Origin of the sequence: Streptomyces sp. NPDC001828 (genome assembly GCF_042892175.1) — a bacterium.
Classification (GTDB): domain Bacteria; phylum Actinomycetota; class Actinomycetes; order Streptomycetales; family Streptomycetaceae; genus Streptomyces.
Genome location: NZ_JBIATV010000003.1, coordinates 304,762 through 322,057 on the forward strand (window position 1 = coordinate 304,762; position 17,296 = coordinate 322,057).

Annotated in this window: 12 protein-coding genes; 4 read left to right on the forward strand and 8 right to left on the reverse strand. The window is 72.3% G+C overall.

Annotated elements, in window-relative coordinates:
* Positions 1-158: 158 nt before the first annotated feature.
* On the reverse strand, positions 159-2,804 hold the full coding sequence (locus ACFYZA_RS12675) for a protein kinase (protein ID WP_388489826.1): 2,646 nt from the start codon (positions 2,802-2,804) through the stop codon (positions 159-161).
* A 191-nt stretch (positions 2,805-2,995) separates the two neighbouring features.
* A complete protein-coding gene (locus ACFYZA_RS12680; protein WP_388489828.1) occupies positions 2,996-5,791 on the reverse strand; it encodes a protein kinase in 2,796 nt (931 codons plus the stop codon).
* Between the two features lie 259 nt (positions 5,792-6,050).
* Here ACFYZA_RS12680 and ACFYZA_RS12685 point away from each other — a divergent pair, with 259 nt between their 5' ends.
* Entirely contained in the window at positions 6,051-7,139 is a 1,089-nt protein-coding gene (locus ACFYZA_RS12685; protein ID WP_388489831.1) for a serine hydrolase domain-containing protein, read from the forward strand.
* A 76-nt stretch (positions 7,140-7,215) separates the two neighbouring features.
* Here ACFYZA_RS12685 and ACFYZA_RS12690 read toward each other — a convergent pair whose 3' ends face one another.
* The gene (locus ACFYZA_RS12690) at positions 7,216-8,922 is read right to left on the reverse strand and encodes a glycerol-3-phosphate dehydrogenase/oxidase (protein ID WP_382588833.1); all 1,707 of its coding nucleotides are present in this window, start codon (positions 8,920-8,922) and stop codon (positions 7,216-7,218) included.
* 234 nt (positions 8,923-9,156) lie between these two features.
* Between ACFYZA_RS12690 and ACFYZA_RS12695 the strand changes: the two genes are divergently transcribed.
* Together ACFYZA_RS12695 and ACFYZA_RS12700 are read left to right on the forward strand one after the other, a co-directional pair.
* The gene (locus tag ACFYZA_RS12695; protein WP_382588831.1) at positions 9,157-10,401 is read left to right on the forward strand and encodes a nucleotide sugar dehydrogenase; all 1,245 of its coding nucleotides are present in this window, start codon (positions 9,157-9,159) and stop codon (positions 10,399-10,401) included.
* A gap of 93 nt (positions 10,402-10,494) precedes the next feature.
* Positions 10,495-10,992, forward strand: a complete 498-nt coding sequence (locus ACFYZA_RS12700; protein WP_388489835.1) for a hypothetical protein — start codon at positions 10,495-10,497, stop codon at positions 10,990-10,992.
* A gap of 125 nt (positions 10,993-11,117) precedes the next feature.
* Here the strand turns inward: ACFYZA_RS12700 and ACFYZA_RS12705 are convergent, their stop codons facing one another.
* From ACFYZA_RS12705 to ACFYZA_RS12720, 4 genes are all read right to left on the reverse strand, one after another.
* A complete protein-coding gene (locus tag ACFYZA_RS12705; RefSeq protein WP_382588827.1) occupies positions 11,118-12,242 on the reverse strand; it encodes a GuaB3 family IMP dehydrogenase-related protein in 1,125 nt (374 codons plus the stop codon).
* A gap of 107 nt (positions 12,243-12,349) precedes the next feature.
* On the reverse strand, positions 12,350-13,855 hold the full coding sequence (gene guaB / locus ACFYZA_RS12710; RefSeq protein ID WP_382588825.1) for an IMP dehydrogenase: 1,506 nt from the start codon (positions 13,853-13,855) through the stop codon (positions 12,350-12,352).
* A 153-nt stretch (positions 13,856-14,008) separates the two neighbouring features.
* A complete protein-coding gene (locus tag ACFYZA_RS12715) occupies positions 14,009-14,593 on the reverse strand; it encodes a sigma-70 family RNA polymerase sigma factor (RefSeq protein ID WP_100578171.1) in 585 nt (194 codons plus the stop codon).
* A gap of 254 nt (positions 14,594-14,847) precedes the next feature.
* Positions 14,848-15,459, reverse strand: a complete 612-nt coding sequence (locus ACFYZA_RS12720; RefSeq protein WP_003948568.1) for a response regulator transcription factor — start codon at positions 15,457-15,459, stop codon at positions 14,848-14,850.
* A gap of 427 nt (positions 15,460-15,886) precedes the next feature.
* Here ACFYZA_RS12720 and ACFYZA_RS12725 point away from each other — a divergent pair, with 427 nt between their 5' ends.
* Positions 15,887-16,216, forward strand: coding sequence for a WhiB family transcriptional regulator (locus ACFYZA_RS12725; protein ID WP_382588823.1), 330 nt, complete (start codon positions 15,887-15,889; stop codon positions 16,214-16,216).
* A 126-nt stretch (positions 16,217-16,342) separates the two neighbouring features.
* Here the strand turns inward: ACFYZA_RS12725 and ACFYZA_RS12730 are convergent, their stop codons facing one another.
* A complete protein-coding gene (locus tag ACFYZA_RS12730; RefSeq protein WP_382588821.1) occupies positions 16,343-17,236 on the reverse strand; it encodes a LysR family transcriptional regulator in 894 nt (297 codons plus the stop codon).
* Between the last annotated feature and the right edge of the window lie 60 nt (positions 17,237-17,296).

The following is a 17,296-nucleotide window of genomic DNA, read 5'->3' on the forward strand; positions in this document are numbered from 1 at the left end:
GCGGAATCCGGCCAGGGAACCTCGGGGCACCCAACCGTGACCATACGGGCCCTTGGTCCCGCGCCGATCAGGCCATTCGCCTCCACGCCGGACCGCACATAACTGCCGAATCCCCTACAGGTACGGCGATTTAGGAGACTGCGGAGAGTGACCGACCGTCAGCGAGCGGCCTTGTAGGTGCCGGTGGCCTGCCCGAAGATCTCCGTCACCTTGTCACGCTGCGACTCGGGGCCGATGACCTGGACCACGTGGTACCGGCCATTGACGATCATGGCGAGATTGCGGACGTAGACCTGACGTCCACTGCTGTCACGCCAGGTGAACTGCCCTTCGGCCATGGACTGCTGTCCCACGTCGACGCGCCGCAGACCGCTGGAGGTGGACCAGCTGGAGTCCCGGAACGGCTGAAGTTCGCGCTCCTTGTCGGCCTGATAGGCCAGCGGGTCCGAGCCGTTGTCCTTCACCGAATCTCTACCCGGAACGACGATCAGCGTGAAGTCACCTCCGACATAACGGACTTGCCCGGCATCGTTCATCGGCTGCCGCTGCCAGCTCTTGTCTACGCCGACCTGGAAGCCCTCGGCGTCCTTGCGCACGGCGTACCCGGCGGCCGGGGTGGGGCTCGGGCCGCCGGGCCCGGTGGTCTGCGTCTGCTGGGAGGGCGGGGTGCCGCCGGGCGTGGGCACTTGGGAGCCGCCGCCGGACGGCGAGCCGGGACTCTGCTGGCCGCTCGGGCGGGGCGGGGTGGCGCTGCCCGCGTTCCGCGCGGAGTCCGACCGGGGCATGAGGAGCACCGCGTACGCGATCGCACCGGCGAGCAGCAAGAGGATCAGGACGAGCAAGAGCCGTCCCAGCGACCTCGGCCGGCCGCGCTCCGGGGCGGCCTGGCGGTGCCGGTGGCGCCCGTGCTCGACGGGCGGGGCGGCGGCCACGGGGGCGGACCGCCGCCTGCGCCGCACGAGTTCACCCCGGCGGCGCACGATGGGCAGCTTCTTGGCGTCCGGCACTATCAGCGGCGTGATGCGGGTGCCCGCGTCCGGCTCGGGCGCGGAGCGCACCAGGGAGCGCAGCCAGCCGCGCAGCTCCTCGAACTCAGGCCGCTCCGTGGGGTCCTGACGGAGCAGCGACTCCACCACCGGCCGCAGCGGCCCGCACTCCTCGGCGAACGCGGGCGGCTCCCCGCAGACCATCTGGACGAGCTCGGCCGCGCTGTCCTCGGGGTAGGGGGCATGGCCCTGGACCGCGCGGAACAGCAGGGCGCCGAGCGCCCAGAGGTCGGTGGCCGGCCCGATCGGCGGGGCGAGCCGCCAGTTCTCGTGTATGGGCCCGGCCTGTTCGGGCGCCCAGCGCTCGGTGACCGCGCCGATCACGGCGATCCGGGTGTGCCGGGCCCGCTCGGCGGCGAGCCGGTTGGCGGGGCCCCGGTAGGGGCCGCCGGGATCGGCCGGGGCCTGGCGGTGCTCCGGTACGGGCGCGCGCTCCCGGGCCGGGGCGGGCAGCGGCGCGCTGGGGTGCGGCTGCCGCTGGGAGTCCGCCCGAAAGGCATCGGCGCGAAAGCCGGGCGGCAGCGCGGGAGTTCGCGGGGCGCCAGCCGAACTCGCCTCCGGATGCTGTGAGTTGGCGCGGTTCGACTCGGGTTCGCGGAGCTGTCCCTGCCCGGCGTCGGTCGGACGCGGGGCCTCCGGCCGCCCCTCGGCCTGTCGGGGGGCGGGACGCGGAACCCAGCGGCCGGTCACCGGGTCGTACTGGCGACGGGCGCGGCCGGAGTCGCGCCCCTCCTCGTCGGCGTACGGGCTCGCGGTGCCCCCGCTGGGCACTCGCACGCCTCGCACCGGGTCGTACATGCCCTGGTCGGCCTGGACCGCGCCCGGCTCGGCGCGCTGAGCGGGGAGGGAGGTGTCCTCACCGGGGTGCTGGGCGTGCGGGGAGGTGTCCTGGCCGGAGCGCTGGGCGTGCGGGGAGGTGTCCTGGCCGGTGCGGGCCGCGGCTCTGGCGCCCGCGCGGTACGCGGCGACGACCCCGGCCCTGGCCGCGGCACCGGGGGGCACGGCTCCGCCGGGTGAGGAGGGGGGCGCCTGCGGGGCGGGCGGCCCGGGTGAAGTGGCCTGCGGGGCAAGCTCGTTGAGGCCGCCTGCGGCCGGGGCTTCGCCGAAGCCGTTGCCGTCCTGCGGGAACGGCACCGGCGCGTACCCGCACAGGGCCTCCTCGGCGGCGCCCGCCGCGAGGCCGGTCAGCACGACCCGGCCGTCGTCGCATATCAACACCGTGCGGGCGGTGATGTTGCGATGCGTCCAGCCGTGCGCGTGCAGCACCGCGAGCGCGGTCAGCACGTCGGAGGCGACCTCCGCCGCGCGGAACGGGTTCAGCGGCCGCTCGGCGAGCAGCGCGGACAGCGGGCGGGCGGCGATCAGCTCGCTGACGATCCACAGCGAGCCGTCCTGCGCGAACACGTCGAAGACCTGGTCGAGGCGGGGGTGATCGGGGATCTGCGCGGCCGCCTGGGCCGCCTCGACGGCCCTGCGCACGTCCGGGTCGGTGGGCCGGCGGGTGGTCCGCCCGTATCCGGGCGCGGCGCCGTAACCGCTGCCGGGGGCGCCCCGCATGTACGCGTCGGGCGTCCCGTACGCGTCGTCGCCGTCGAGCACCTCCGCGTCGACGATCTCGGGCAACGGGACCTGGCGGACCAGGACTTCCTGTCCGCTGTAGGTGTCGAAGGCGCGCGTCTCGACGAGGTCGTAGCCGTCGTCGGGGGGCAGCGGCAGCCGAAAGCGGTCGGCGAGCACCCGACCCGCATACTCGTCCACGACGCCTCCCCACAGCGCGCTGTACCCCCGGACCATGGCCCCCGGCCCCGCACAACACGCCAATTCCGGTCGATTACCGGCCCATTGCGGCTGCGTACGGTCCGCGAGCTCTCACGATACGTGGCCCTACCGCATCGTGCCCCGGGGATACCCGTTTACCCCGGCCGGGCCGCACATGACCCGTGCGGGGGTCAGGCGGGCTGGAAGGTGGCGAAGAGGGTGGCCAGCGTCTGCTGGGTCTCCGGCTTAGACCAGTCCGCGTCCTTGGCCGAGAACATGATTCCGTAACCCCGGCTGAGGCTGACGACGAAGCCCCGGTCCACCGAGTGGTACTTGGCCCCGCCGTCGTCGTTGTAGGTGAACTCCCAGTCGGCCGCGGGCCAGCCCCGGTAGTCCACCGCGGCTATCTTCACGCGCTTGTAGCCGGGCCTGGTCATGCCGGACTCCTGGCTGGTCCAGTCCGCCACCGGGTCCTTGCGCGGGCTGTCGGTCCAGCCGATCAGGAGGCGCTGCCCGTTGGGCCCGTTGAACCGGGCGCCCGCGTCGTCGGTCTTGCTGTACGACCAACCCGCGGGCAGCCCTATGGAGAAGCCCTGGTCGGACTTGTAGGGCGTGGTGGCGGCGTTGCCCGTGCCGCCGCTCTTGCTGCCGTCGCCGGTGCCGGTACCGGTGCCCGTGTTGTCGCTGGTGCTGTCGTCGCCCTTGCCGTCGCCCTGCCCGGCCGAGGCGCCCTGGCCCGACGGGGTGACCCCGCCGGACGGCTTCTGGCTGCCGCTGCCCTGCTTGCTGCCCGCCGGGGAGCCGGCGGCCGCCGGACCGCTGGAGGCCGACTTGTCGCCCTTTGCCTTGCCCGGGGATTCATCGCCCGAGCTGAGCGTGATGGCGAGCACCGTGCCGAGTATGGCGAGCGCGGCGACCACCGCGATGATCACCAGGGTGCGGCGCGGCACGACGTCGGTGAGCGGCGCGCGCGGCGGCGGCACCGGGCCCGTCGGCGCCCCGGACTTCGTCCGCGCGGGCACCGCCTTGGACCGGACGTCCCGCGCCTCGCGGGCGCCCTGCGCCTTCTCCTTGGCGGACGCCTTGGCCTCGGCGGCCGCGTTCCGTACGGACTTGAGGGCGCCGCGCATCCGCTCGGCGGCCGCGTCGGTCTTCGGCTCACGGGGCAGCGGAACCACCCGGGTCGCCTCCGGGGAGGCATGCTCCGGGGCGGGCTCGGGGCGCTCGGGGGTGTTGAGCACCTCGGTGAGCAGCTTGCGCGCGGCGGCGTTGTCGAGCCGCTGCGCCGGGTCCTTGGCCAGCAGCCCGTAGATGACCTGCTCCAGGAGCGGACCCGCGTTCTTCGGCGGGTCGACCGGCTCGGTCATGACCGCGGTCAGCGTCGCGATCGCCGAGCCCTTGTCGTACGGGGGCACGCCTTCCACGCTCGCGTAGAGCAGCCCGCCGAGCGACCAGAGGTCGGCGGCCGGGCCGGGCTTGTGGCCACGGGCCCGCTCGGGCGAGATGTAGGAGGGCGCGCCGACGAGCATGCCGGTGGACGTGATGGAGGGGTCGCCCTCCACCTGGGCGATGCCGAAGTCGGTGAGCACGACCCGGCCGTCCTCGGCGATCAGCACGTTGGACGGTTTGACGTCGCGGTGCAGGATGCCCTCGCGGTGCGCGGAGCGCAGTACGTCCAGGATGGCGAGGCCCACCTCGGCGGCCCGGCGGGGCGTCAGCGTGCCGTCCTCGCGCACCGCTTCGGCGAGCGACTTGCCCTCGACGAGTTCCATGACGATCCACGGCCGGTCGTCCTCGTCCACGACGTCGTAGACGGTCACGGCGGCGGTGTTGCGGATCCGGGCGATCGCCTTGGCCTCGCGCAGGGTGCGCGTGATGAGGCGGCGCTTCTCGTCGTCGTCGATGCTGGAGGGGAAGCGCAGTTCCTTGACCGCGACGGTCCGTCCGAGCGTCTCGTCGACGGCCCGCCAGACGGTCCCCATCCCGCCCCGGCCGAGCACACCGCCGAGCCGGTACCGGCCGGCGAGCAGCCGTCCTTCCCCGCCGGCGGCGGGCGTGACCGACTGAGGCGCGGGCTTCGCGTCCGCCTTCGGCGTGGACTTGGCGGCTGGGGCCACGGGGGCGGACTTGGCCACCGGCTTGGCCGCGGGCTTGGCGTCGGCGGCCGACGCGCTCGGCTTGGCGCCCTCGGCCCCGGCTGCCGGCTTGGCGTCGCTGGGGTCGCCGTCGCCGGACCCCGGCTTCGCCGCTGACCCGGCGTCAGCGGGCCGCGATCCCGCCGTGGCGGACGCGGCCTTGGTGGCAGGCCCGGCGTCGGAGGCGTCGGCACCTGACTTGCCGTCCGGGACCGCGTCGGCGGTGCCGGTGCCGCGCTTGTCGGCGCGGATCGCGCCGGCGTCGCGGAGGCCCGGCTCGGCGTCGGCGGGCTCGGCGCCCGGCTTCGCCCCCGCGGCACCGGTGCCCGCACCCGGCTTCGCGTCGGCGGCCGCGCTCGTGGTCCCCGGCGCGGCGAACGCCGAACCGTTCCCGGTCGCCGGCTTGGTTCCGCCGGACCGGGAGGGCGACTTGACCTTCGGGGCCGGAGCGTCCTGCTCGGGATCCGGTGCCGTGGCACCGGACTTGGCCACAGAGGTCCGGGGATCCGGCCTGCCCTTCGAGGCGGGCTTGGCCGCGCCGGACTCCGCATCCCCCATCGGGGAGCCCGAGTTGTCCTGAGGGGAAGCCGCATTCCGTCCGGAATCCGACGACTTGCCCGCACTCGGCCTCGCCACCGCGTCATCCGCAGGCGACGCCGAGCCCTCGCCGGATTCGGGCACGGCGGCCCGGTCCGAACGGTCGGCCGGGGCCGCGGCGCTCGCCGCGTCCGACGCGCGCCGCCCGGACTCCGTGCCCGCCTCGTCCGAGGCGGACTCTGCGGGCGTCGACGACGCCTCCGGTTCCTGCCGCTCGTCCCGCTGGGGTTCCCGCGACTGCTCCGCCTGCGACATGCGTCCCCTCTGCGATTCCTGATCTTCGCCCGCGCCGGCCCAGGCCCGCGGCCTGCCCTCGTGGTGGCGGCCCGGCTCACCGCTCCGGCCTGCCTGTCCTGCCGGGTGCCCGGCCGCACCGGAGCCGTTGTCGAACTCGGCGTCCGCGCGAGGCCCGTAACCCGCCCTGGCAGAGCCCCCATTGTCCCTCACGCCAGGACCGGTGATGGTCCCGGGTCCGACGGTCCGCCAAGATGGCTCCGAAGGAAGGGACGACCCCATGCCGACGCTCCGGGCCCCGCTCGTCGCAGCGCTGGCCACGACACTCTGCGTCCTGGGCGCGGCTTCGCCGTCCGACGAGCCGGCCCCTTCCGCCACCCTCACCGCACTGGCCCGCCTTGTCACCGACGGGGGCGCCCCGGCAGCCGCACTGCTCGCCGAGGACCGCTCCGGCACCCGGTATCGCACCGCGGGCGCCGCCCTCGGCCGCGACGACCACTTCCGTGCGGGCAGCATCACCAAATCGTTCGTGGCCACCGTAGTACTGCAGTTGGCGGCCGAGGGCAGCCTTCGGCTCGACGACACCGTGGAGCGGTATCTGCCCGGGCTCGTGCGCGGGCACGGCAACGACGGCCGCCACCTCACCCTGCGCTCCCTGCTCTCCCACACCAGCGGTCTCTTCAACTACACGGCGGAAACCACCGGTCCGGTTCCCCTCAGCCCCGGCCAAGCCGTCCGCATCGCGCTCGCCCACTCCCCCGGGCCCCTCGGCACCTATGCCTACTCGAACACCAACTACGTCCTGCTGGGCCTCATCATTCGGTCCGTCACCGGCCGTACGTACGCGGCCGAAGCCGAACGCCGCATCATCGTCCCCCTCCATCTCACCGGCACCTCCTTCCCCGGCGCCCGCACCACACTTCCCGAGCCGCACGGCCGCGGCTACACCTCCGGCGGCCGTGACGTCACCGAACTCGACCCGCGCCGGGCCGGCGCCTCCGGCGAACTGATCTCGACCCTGGCCGATCTCGAACGCTTCTACGCGGCCCTGCTCGGCGGCGCCCTGCTGCCCTGGGCCCAGCGGCGCGAACTGCTCGACACCTCGGCCACCCGGGGCGTCTACGCCCTTGGGGTCTATCCCGAGCGGCTGGCCTGCGGTCTGACGGTGTGGGGCCACAACGGCCACATCACGGGCAGCTATGTGCGCGCCGCCACCACCAGTGACGGCCGCCACACCGCCGTCTTCCGCCTCGACACCGATGCCGTCGGCGACCCCTCCCTCGAACTCGCGCTCCTGGACGCCGAGTTCTGCCCGGCGCCGACCCGGGCGCCCGGTCCCGTCGGCCGGACCGGCCCGCCCGTCCCCTGATTCCGCCCCCATTCGGCTCGTTCCGCCCCCCTTCGCCGAATCCGGAAATCCGGCCCCATTTCGCCGGGGCCGCCGGCTAGACCGGCGCGATGTCCGGTGCGCCGAGCCGGGCCGCGTCCGCCGTCAGGTCGTCCGGCTGGCGCTGCGACTCCCGCTCCGCCTCCACCCGCTTCTCGTAGTGCTCCACCTCCTTGTCGATCTGCTTGCTGTCCCAGCCGAGCACCGGCGCCATCAGCTCCGCGCACTCCCGCGCCGAGCGCGTGCCCCGGTCGAAGGTCTCGATCGAGATGCGGGTGCGCCGGGTCAGTACGTCGTCGAGGTGGCGAGCGCCCTCGTGCGACGCGGCGTAGACGATCTCGGCGCGCAGATAGTCGTCGGCCGCGGCGAGCGGCTCGCCGAGCGCGGGATCGGCGGTGATCAGTTCCAGGAGGTCCTCGGCCATCGAGCCGTACCGGTTCAACAGGTGCTCCACGCGCACCACATGGAGGCCGGTCCTGGCCGCGATCCTGGCCCGGGTGTTCCACAGCGCCTTGTAGCCCTCGGCGCCGAGCAGCGGGATGTCCTCGGTGACACAGGCCGCCACTCGCTGGTCCAGCGCGTGCACCGCCTCATCGACGGCGTCCTTCGCCATCACCCGGTACGTCGTGTACTTGCCGCCCGCCACGACCACGAGCCCCGGCACCGGATGCGCGACGGTGTGCTCGCGCGAGAGCTTGCTGGTGGCGTCGGACTCCCCGGCGAGCAGCGGTCGCAGACCGGCGTAGACGCCCTGGACGTCGTCCCGGGTCAGCGGGACCGCGAGCACCGAGTTGACGTGTTCGAGCAGGTAGTCGATGTCGGCGCTGGAGGCGGCCGGGTGCGCCTTGTCGAGGTCCCAGTCGGTGTCGGTGGTGCCGACGATCCAGTGCCGGCCCCAGGGGATGACGAAGAGCACGGACTTCTCGGTCCGCAGGATCAGCCCGGTGTTCGAGTGGATCCGGTCCTTGGGCACCACCAGGTGGATGCCCTTCGAGGCCCGTACGTGGAACTGCCCCCGCTCCCCGATCAGCGCCTGGGTGTCGTCGGTCCACACGCCCGTCGCGTTGACCACCTGCTTGGCGCGGACCTCGTACTCCCCGCCCGCCTCTCCGTCCTGCACCCGGGCACCGACCACGCGCTCGCCCTCGCGCAGGAAGCCCACCACCCGGGCCCGGTTGGCGACCTGGGCGCCGTACGCGGCGGCGGTGCGCACCAGGGTGGTCACATAGCGGGCGTCGTCCATCTGGGCGTCGTAGTACTGCAGCGCTCCGACCAGCGCGTCCTTCTTCAACGCGGGGGCGACGCGCAGCGCGTGGCGACGGCTCAGGTGACGGTGTGTCGGCAGCCCCCTGCCGTGGCCCGAGGAGAAGGACATCGCGTCATAGAGCGCGACGCCCGAGCCCGCGTACAGCCGCTCCCAGCCCTTGTGCTGCAACGGGTAGAGGAACGGGACGGGTTTCACCAGGTGCGGGGCGAGCCGTTCGAGCAGCAGCCCGCGTTCCTTGAGGGCCTCGCGGACCAGGGTGAAGTCGAGCATTTCCAGATAGCGCAGCCCGCCGTGGATCAGCTTGCTGGAGCGGCTGGAGGTGCCCGACGCCCAGTCCCTCGCTTCGACCAGACCGGTGGCCAGGCCCCGGGTCGCCGCGTCGAGGGCCGTGCCCGCTCCGACCACCCCCGCGCCCACGACCAGCACGTCCAGCTCGCGTTCGGCCATGGCGGCGAGCGCCTGTGCGCGCTGCTCGGGTCCCAGTGTCGCTGTCCTCACGGCTTGCCTCCCGTGGATCGGGGTGGTCGCGCGGACCGGGTGGTCCGGCTCACACCCTCGATTCTGGACGGGACCACCGACATCGGCCACCGCCTGTGGACAACACTCGGCTTGCCGGGTCCACACAATGCCGCAAAACAGTCATATTTCCTCTTAGTCTGACATTCAGCACGCCCATTCTGTCCACAGGGCTTGCGCTCCATGTCCCCTCCGGCTAAGGGAAAGGACGGTCACATGCCCGCAGACCTCGCCGTCATCGGACTCGGCCACCTGGGCCTGCCCCTCGCCCAAGCCGCCGTCGCCGCCGGCATCCAGACCGTCGGCCACGACACGGATCCCCGCGCCGTCGCCGACCTCAACGCGGGACGCACCCCCGTCGACGGTTCGCTCAGCCCCGCCGAGCTGCGCCGGATGCTCGCGGGCGGCTTCCACACCGCCACCGACCCGGCCGAGCTCGGCCGGGTCCGTACCGCCGTCATCTGCGCGCCCACCGCCCTCGGCCCCGACCGCACCCTCGACCTCGGGGCGGTCGCCGACGCCGCCCGCGTCCTGGCCGGGCGGCTGCGGCCGCACACCACCGTCATCCTGGAGTCGCCCGGATACCCCGGCACCACCGAGGAGTTCGTGCGCCCGCTCCTGGAGGAGGGCTCGGGCCTGCGGGCCGGGCGGGACTTCCACCTCGCCTACTCGCCGAGCCGCATCGACCCCGGCAGCCGCGCCCACAGCTTCGCGGCGACCCCCAAGGTCATCGGCGGGCTCACCCCGGCCTGCACGGAGTCGGCCGCCGCGTTCTACGGCCGCCTCACCGACAAGGTGGTCCGCGCCCGCGGCCTGCGCGAGGCCGAGATGTCCAAGCTCCTGGAAACCAACTTCCGGCACGTCAACATCGCCCTCGTCAACGAGATGGCCGTGCTCTGCCACGACATGGGCGTCGACCTCTGGGACGTCATCCGCTGCTCCGAGACCAAGCCGTTCGGCTTCCAGGCCTTCCGGCCGGGACCGGGCGTCGGCGGACACGGCCTCCCGCTCGACCCGACCCCGCTGCCGTACGCGGGCCTGCGCATGGTCGGCCTCGCCCGCGAGATCAACGCGCACATGCCGAGCTATGTCATCCAGCGCTCCACCACGCTCCTGAACGAGCACGGCAAGTCGGCCCGCGGCGCCCGCGTCCTGCTGCTCGGCGTGACCTACAAGCCGGACTTCGCCGACCAGGAGGGCTCCCCCGCCCAGGAGATCGCCGGGCGCCTGATGGATCTGGGCGCGCAGATCACGTACCACGACCCCCATGTGCCCACCTGGCGCGTCCGCGACCAGCCGGTCCCGCGCGCGGACTCGCTCTACGAGGCCGCCGCCCACGCCGATCTGACGGTGCTGCTCCAGCACCACCACACGTACGACCTCCAGGGCCTCGCGGTGAAGGCGCAGCTCCTGTTGGACACCCGTGGCGCGACCCCGGCGGGAGCCGCCCACCGCCTGTGAAATTCCTGTGGGTCAAGGGCCTCGTGGCTGCTAATCTGCGGCGTTCACTTGTCGCACAGCCGTGCGTTTTCTCGTCCCAGGGGGGGACCACCCATGAGCCAGTCCGTCACGCCGCCACCCCAGCCCTCCGAGCCTCAGCCGGACTTCGGATACCCGGCGGCCCCCGTGGCCCCGGCGCCGGTGCGGCGGCCCGGCAACCTGGTGGGCGGCGCGCTCGCCGGCTTCGCCGCCGCCGTCGTCACCGGGCTCGCCTACGGCCTGATCACCGGCGCCATCGAGCGGCAGTTCGGCTACGCGGCCTTCGGCATCGGCTTCGCGGTCGCGCTCGCGGCCTTCAAGGCGGGCGGGCGCAGCTTCTGGCTCTTCGCGATCTCCGCGCCCCTGGCGGTGGCCGCCACGTTCTTCGGCCAGCTCCTCGCGGTGGCGATGATCGAGACCAAGGGCACGTCGGAGTCCGTCACCGACGTGTTCCTCAGCCACTTCGGGCTGCTGACCGAAGCCTGGTCCACCGACCAGAGCATCCTGCGGTACGCGTTCCTCGCGCTCGCCGTGGTCGGCGCCTGGGCGGGGGCCAGCCGCGCCACCGAGTGACCCGCGACACCAAGAAGAGGGCCCGTACCGCTCGTCGCGGTACGGGCCCTCTTCTTGCGTACGGCACGCCCTTGTGCGGGCGGGACCGCCGCTCACCCCTATGCGGGTGGCAGGCGGTTCAAACGTCAGCGCTTGTGCTGGGCGTCCGCCACCGTGACCTCGACCCGCTGGAACTCCTTGAGCTCGCTGTAGCCGGTCGTCGCCATGGAGCGGCGCAGGGCGCCGAACAGGTTCATCGAACCGTCCGGGGTGTGCGAGGGGCCGGTGAGGATCTCCTCGGTGGTGCCGACGATGCCCAGGTCGACGAGCTTTCCGCGCGGCACGTCCTCGTGGACGGCCTCCATGCCCCAATGGTGGCCGCGGCCCGGAGCGTCGGTGGCACGGGCCAGCGGGGAGCCCATCATCACCGAGTCGGCGCCGCAGGCGACGGCCTTCGGGATGTCGCCGGACCAGCCCACGCCGCCGTCCGCGATGACGTGGACGTAACGGCCGCCGGACTCGTCCATGTAGTCGCGGCGGGCCGCGGCGACATCGGCGACGGCGGTGGCCATCGGGACCTGGATGCCCAGGACGTTGCGGGTGGTGTGCGCGGCGCCGCCGCCGAAGCCCACCAGGACACCGGCCGCGCCGGTGCGCATCAGGTGCAAGGCCGCGGTGTACGTGGCGCAGCCGCCGACGATGACCGGAACGTCCAGCTCGTAGATGAACTGCTTCAGGTTGAGCGGCTCGGCCGCGCCCGAGACGTGCTCGGCGGACACCGTGGTGCCGCGGATGACGAAGATGTCCACGCCCGCGTCCACGACGGCCTTGGAGAACTGGGCGGTGCGCTGCGGGGAGAGCGCGGCGGCGGTGACCACACCGGAGTCGCGCACCTCCTTGATGCGCTGCCCGATCAGCTCTTCCTTGATGGGCGCCGCGTAGATCTCCTGGAGGCGGCGGCTCGCGGTCGCCTCGTCGAGGCCGGCGATCTCGTCGAGCAGCGGCTGCGGGTCCTCGTACCGGGTCCACAGACCCTCGAGGTTCAGCACGCCGAGGCCGCCGAGCTCACCGATGCGGATCGCCGTCTGCGGCGACACCACGGAGTCCATGGGGGCGGCCAGGAAGGGCAGCTCGAAACGGTAGGCGTCGATCTGCCAGGCGATCGAGACCTCCTTCGGGTCCCGGGTACGCCGGCTCGGGACGATGGCGATGTCGTCGAACGCGTACGCCCTGCGGCCGCGCTTGCCGCGCCCGATCTCGATCTCAGTCACGTTGTGTGGGCCTTTCCCTCTACGTCTGCATGCTCCAGTATCCCCGACATACGGGCGAGGGGCGGCCCCGGGAACTCCGGGACCGCCCCTCGTCGGGTGCTGCGGACTTACTTCCTGCTGTAGTTCGGCGCCTCGACGGTCATCTGGATGTCGTGCGGGTGGCTCTCCTTGAGGCCCGCCGAGGTGATCCGGACGAACTTGCCGTTCTGCTGAAGCTCGGGGACGGTACGGCCGCCGACGTAGAACATCGACTGGCGCAGACCGCCGACGAGCTGGTGCACGACCGCGGACAGCGGGCCGCGGTAGGGCACCTGGCCCTCGATGCCTTCCGGGATCAGCTTGTCGTCGGTGGACACGGCCTCCTGGAAGTACCGGTCCTTGGAGAACGAGCGCTGGTCGCCGCGGGACTGCATCGCGCCCAGCGAGCCCATGCCCCGGTACGACTTGAACTGCTTGCCGTTGATGAAGAGCAGCTCGCCCGGGGACTCCTCGCAGCCGGCGAGCAGCGAACCCAGCATCACCGTGTCGGCGCCCGCGACCAGGGCCTTGGCGATGTCGCCCGAGTACTGCAGGCCACCGTCGCCGATGACCGGGACGCCCGCGGCCTTGGCGGCCAGCGAGGCCTCGTAGATCGCGGTGACCTGCGGGACGCCGATGCCGGCGACGACGCGGGTGGTGCAGATGGAGCCGGGGCCGACACCGACCTTGATGCCGTCGACGCCCGAGTCGATGAGCGCCTGGGCGCCGTCGCGGGTGGCGATGTTGCCGCCGATGAGGTCGACGCCCGAGGAGTTCGACTTGATCTTGGCGACCATGTCGCCGACCAGGCGGGAGTGGCCGTGCGCGGTGTCGACGACGATGAAGTCGACCCCGGCGGCGATCAGCGCCTGGGCGCGCTCGTAGGCGTCGCCCGCGACACCGACAGCCGCGCCGACCAGGAGGCGGCCGTCCTTGTCCTTGGCCGCGTTCGGGTACTTCTCGGCCTTGACGAAGTCCTTGACGGTGATGAGGCCCTTGAGGATGCCTGCGTCGTCGACGAGCGGCAGCTTCTCGATCTTGTGGCGGCGCAGCAGCTCCATGGCGTCCACACCGGAGATGCCGACCTTGCCGGTGACGAGCGGCATCGGGGTCATGACCTCGCGCACCTGACGGCTGCGGTCCGACTCGAAAGCCATGTCGCGGTTGGTGACGATGCCGAGCAGCTTGCCCGCCGAGTCGGTCACCGGGACGCCGCTGATGCGGAACTTGGCGCACAGCTCGTCGGCCTCGCGCAGCGTCGCGTCCGGGTGCACCGTGATCGGGTCGGTAACCATGCCGGACTCGGAGCGCTTCACCAGGTCGACCTGGTTGGCCTGGTCCTCGATGGAGAGGTTGCGGTGCAGTACGCCCGCGCCGCCCTGCCGCGCCATGGCGATGGCCATGCGCGCCTCGGTGACCTTGTCCATCGCCGCGGACAGCAGCGGGACGTTCACCTTGACGTTCTTCGAGAGGTACGAGGAGGTGTCGATCTGGTCGGGCGCCATGTCGGACGCGCCCGGCAGCAGCAGCACGTCGTCGTATGTCAGCCCGAGCGTCGCGAATTTCTCGGGCACTCCGTCGACGTTTGCAGTCATGACACCTTCCCCAATGGCCTTGATCGGTGCGGATGTCCATGCTAACGGGCTGTGCGGGTGTCTCATTCCACGAGCAAGATCATCGAGATTCTTTGTACGTTCGCACGTGCTGGGCGCGCGTTTGGCGGGCCCGGCACGCGCCTATGGGTCCGCCTACTGCTCGGCGAGGGCGCGCAGCCTGCTCAGCGCGCGGTGCTGGGCGACCCGGACGGCGCCCGGCGACATGCCGAGCATCTGGCCGGTCTCCTCGGCGGTGAGGCCGACGGCGACCCGAAGCACGAGGAGCTCGCGCTGGTTCTCCGGGAGGTTGGCGAGGAGCTTCTTGGCCCACTCGGCGTCACTGCTGAGCAGCGCGCGCTCCTCCGGACCGAGCGAGTCGTCCGGCCGCTCGGGCATCTCGTCGGACGGCACGGCCGTCGAACCGGGGTGGCGCATCGCGGCCCGCTGGAGGTCGGCGACCTTGTGCGAGGCGATGGCGAAGACGAAGGCCTCGAAGGGGCGTCCGGTGTCTCGGTAACGCGGCAGCGCCATCAGAACGGCGACGCAGACTTCCTGGGCGAGGTCCTCCACGAAGTGGCGAGCATCACCCGGCAGCCGGTTGAGACGGGTGCGGCAGTAGCGCAGCGCGAGGGGGTGGACATGCGCGAGCAGATCATGCGTGGCCTGCTCGTCGCCGTCGACAGCACGGTGGACGAGTGCACCGATGACCCCTTGGGCCGAAGCCTCGTCGTCGCGCATCGATCCATGGTGCCCCGGCGTCGTCCCGTCCGTGGCACCGCGTCCGTAGTTGTGCACCGAAGCGTTATGAGCGGGTGCGCCGGAACTCATCCCCTGCACCCCCCTCCCGCTCGACCGACCTGTCCCCGAGGAACTCCACACCTACAAGGATGCGGCATCGCGGCGGAAGCAACACCTACTGCTGCCGTTCGCGGGACGGCCGGGCCCGTCCGCCCGACGGCGGACGGGGCTCCGACCAGCTGTCTCACCTGCCGTCAGCGCACCAGGCCCCAGCGGAAACCGAGTGCCACGGCGTGCGCACGGTCCGACGCGCCGAGCTTCTTGAACAGCCGCCGGGCGTGGGTCTTGACCGTGTCCTCGGAGAGGAACAGCTCCCGGCCGATCTCGGCGTTGGAGCGGCCGTGGCTCATGCCTTCGAGCACCTGGATCTCCCGCGCGGTGAGCGTGGGCGCCGCGCCCATCTCGGCCGACCGCAGTCTGCGCGGGGCGAGCCGCCAGGTCGGGTCGGCGAGCGCCTGGGTGACGGTCGCGCGCAGTTCGGCACGCGAGGCGTCCTTGTGCAGGTAGCCGCGGGCCCCGGCGGCGACCGCGAGCGCGACCCCGTCGAGATCCTCGGCGACCGTGAGCATGATGATCCGGGCGCCCGGATCCGCGGACAGCAGCCGACGGACGGTCTCCACGCCGCCCAGACCGGGCATGCGTACGTCCATCAGAATCAGGTCCGAGCGGTCGGCACCCCAGCGGCGGAGGACTTCCTCGCCGTTGGCCGCCGTCGTCACACGCTCGACGCCGGGCACGGTCGCAACCGCGCGGCGGAGCGCCTCGCGGGCAAGCGGGGAGTCGTCGCAGACGAGGACTGATGTCATGGCCGCCCTCCGCAGCTGATGCGCGTCACCTTGAGCCTCCAGGCTGGGTACATGTGTCACCTGAGCGATTGACGCTCTCGGACACCTGCCCGAGCGCTTGTTGGTTCAACCGCCTCCGCACTCTCAACGACGGTCACTCGAAAGAGTTACGGGTCGGACGGGCACGTTCGGCACTCTACGTGAGGAACCGTGCACACAGCAGAGTCTCGCGAGCCACCTGCCCAAACTTTGGAGCTATGCCCCATTTAGCGGCTTTTCTTCCCTTTTGCTGGTGTCTGTGGCTAGATTCCCAATGAGTCATATTTACATCTACTTACACAGGAGATGTACCTTCGTCGGTACGTACGTTTCGGTTGAGCCCCCGTGCGCACCCGTCCCGTACCGGCCCGCCCATCCGCCTCAGCACGGTTTCAAGGGGACAAGAGCAATGGCAGATTTCTCCCGCCTTCCCGGACCGAACGCCGATCTGTGGGACTGGCAGCTCCTCGCGGCCTGCCGTGGGGTCGACAGCTCGCTCTTCTTCCACCCGGAGGGCGAGCGCGGCGCGGCACGGAGCGCGCGCGAGAGCTCGGCGAAAGAGGTGTGCATGCGCTGCCCGGTGCGTGCGCAGTGCGCGGCCCACGCCCTGGCGGTACGCGAGCCCTACGGGGTGTGGGGCGGGCTCACCGAGGACGAGCGCGAAGAGCTCATGGGCCGGGCGCGCAACCGCCTGGTGACGGCCGCGGCACCCGCCGGCGGCGGCATGGGCCCCGCCTGAGGGGTTCCGGTTCGGACCGGACCAGAAGAAACGTTCCTGCGCCGTTTGGCGCAGAGACGGGCACAGAGCGGCGCCGCCCGGCCGCGCCTCAGGGCCGCGGCTGAGGGCCCCGGCTGAGGGCCCCGGCTAGTCGCGGGCGGCGGCCCTGGTCAGCTGGTCCAGGGTGGCCGCGACGGCCGGGACCTGGGCCAGGTCGGGCAGGGTGAGCGCGACGATCTCCCGCTCGACGGCGGGCTCCACGGTCACCGTGCGCGCACCCTTGGGGCGTACGGACTCGATGGCCAGCTCCGGCAGTACCGCGACGCCGAGCCCGGCGCCCACCAGGCCGATCACCGCCGGGTAGTCGTCGGTCGCGAAGTCGATGCGCGGGGTGAACCCGGACTCCTCGCAGACCTCCACCAGTTGACGCCGGCAGCGCGGGCAGCCCGCGATCCAGGGCTCGTCCGCGAGGTCCCTGATGGCGACCGTCCCCGCCTCCGCCAGCGCGTGCCCCTCGTGGACCAGGCCGACCAGGCGGTCGACGAGCAGCGGGCGGACCACCAGGTCGTCCCACTCCGTGGTGTTGGAGCCGTACCGGAAGGCCAGCGCGATGTCGCAGTCGCCCTCGCGGAGCATCTCCACCGAGCGCGGCGGCTCGGCCTCGACCAGCGAGACCCGGGTGCCCGGGTGCGCCGCGCGCAGTGCGGCCAGCGCGGTCGGCACCAGCGTGGAGGAGCCGCTGGGGAAGGACACCAGGCGCACCCGGCCCGCCCGCAGGCCCGCGATCGCGGCGACCTCTTCCTCCGCCGCGGTGAGGCCGGCCAGGATGCCGGAGGCGTGCCGGACCAGTACCTCGCCGGCCTGGGTCAGGCGCATCTCGCGGCCGGTGCGGATGAGCAGCGGCGTGCCGGCCGACGACTCGAGCGCCTTCATCTGCTGGCTGACGGCGGGCTGGGTGCAGCCCAGCTCGCGGGCCGCCGCCGAGAAGGAGCCGGTGGCGGCGACGGCGCGCAGGACGCGGAGATGACGGGCCTCGATCATTCTTTGAGCATAAGCGAATCTTGGACATCGCGGAAGAAATTCGATCCCAGCTTTGGGTTT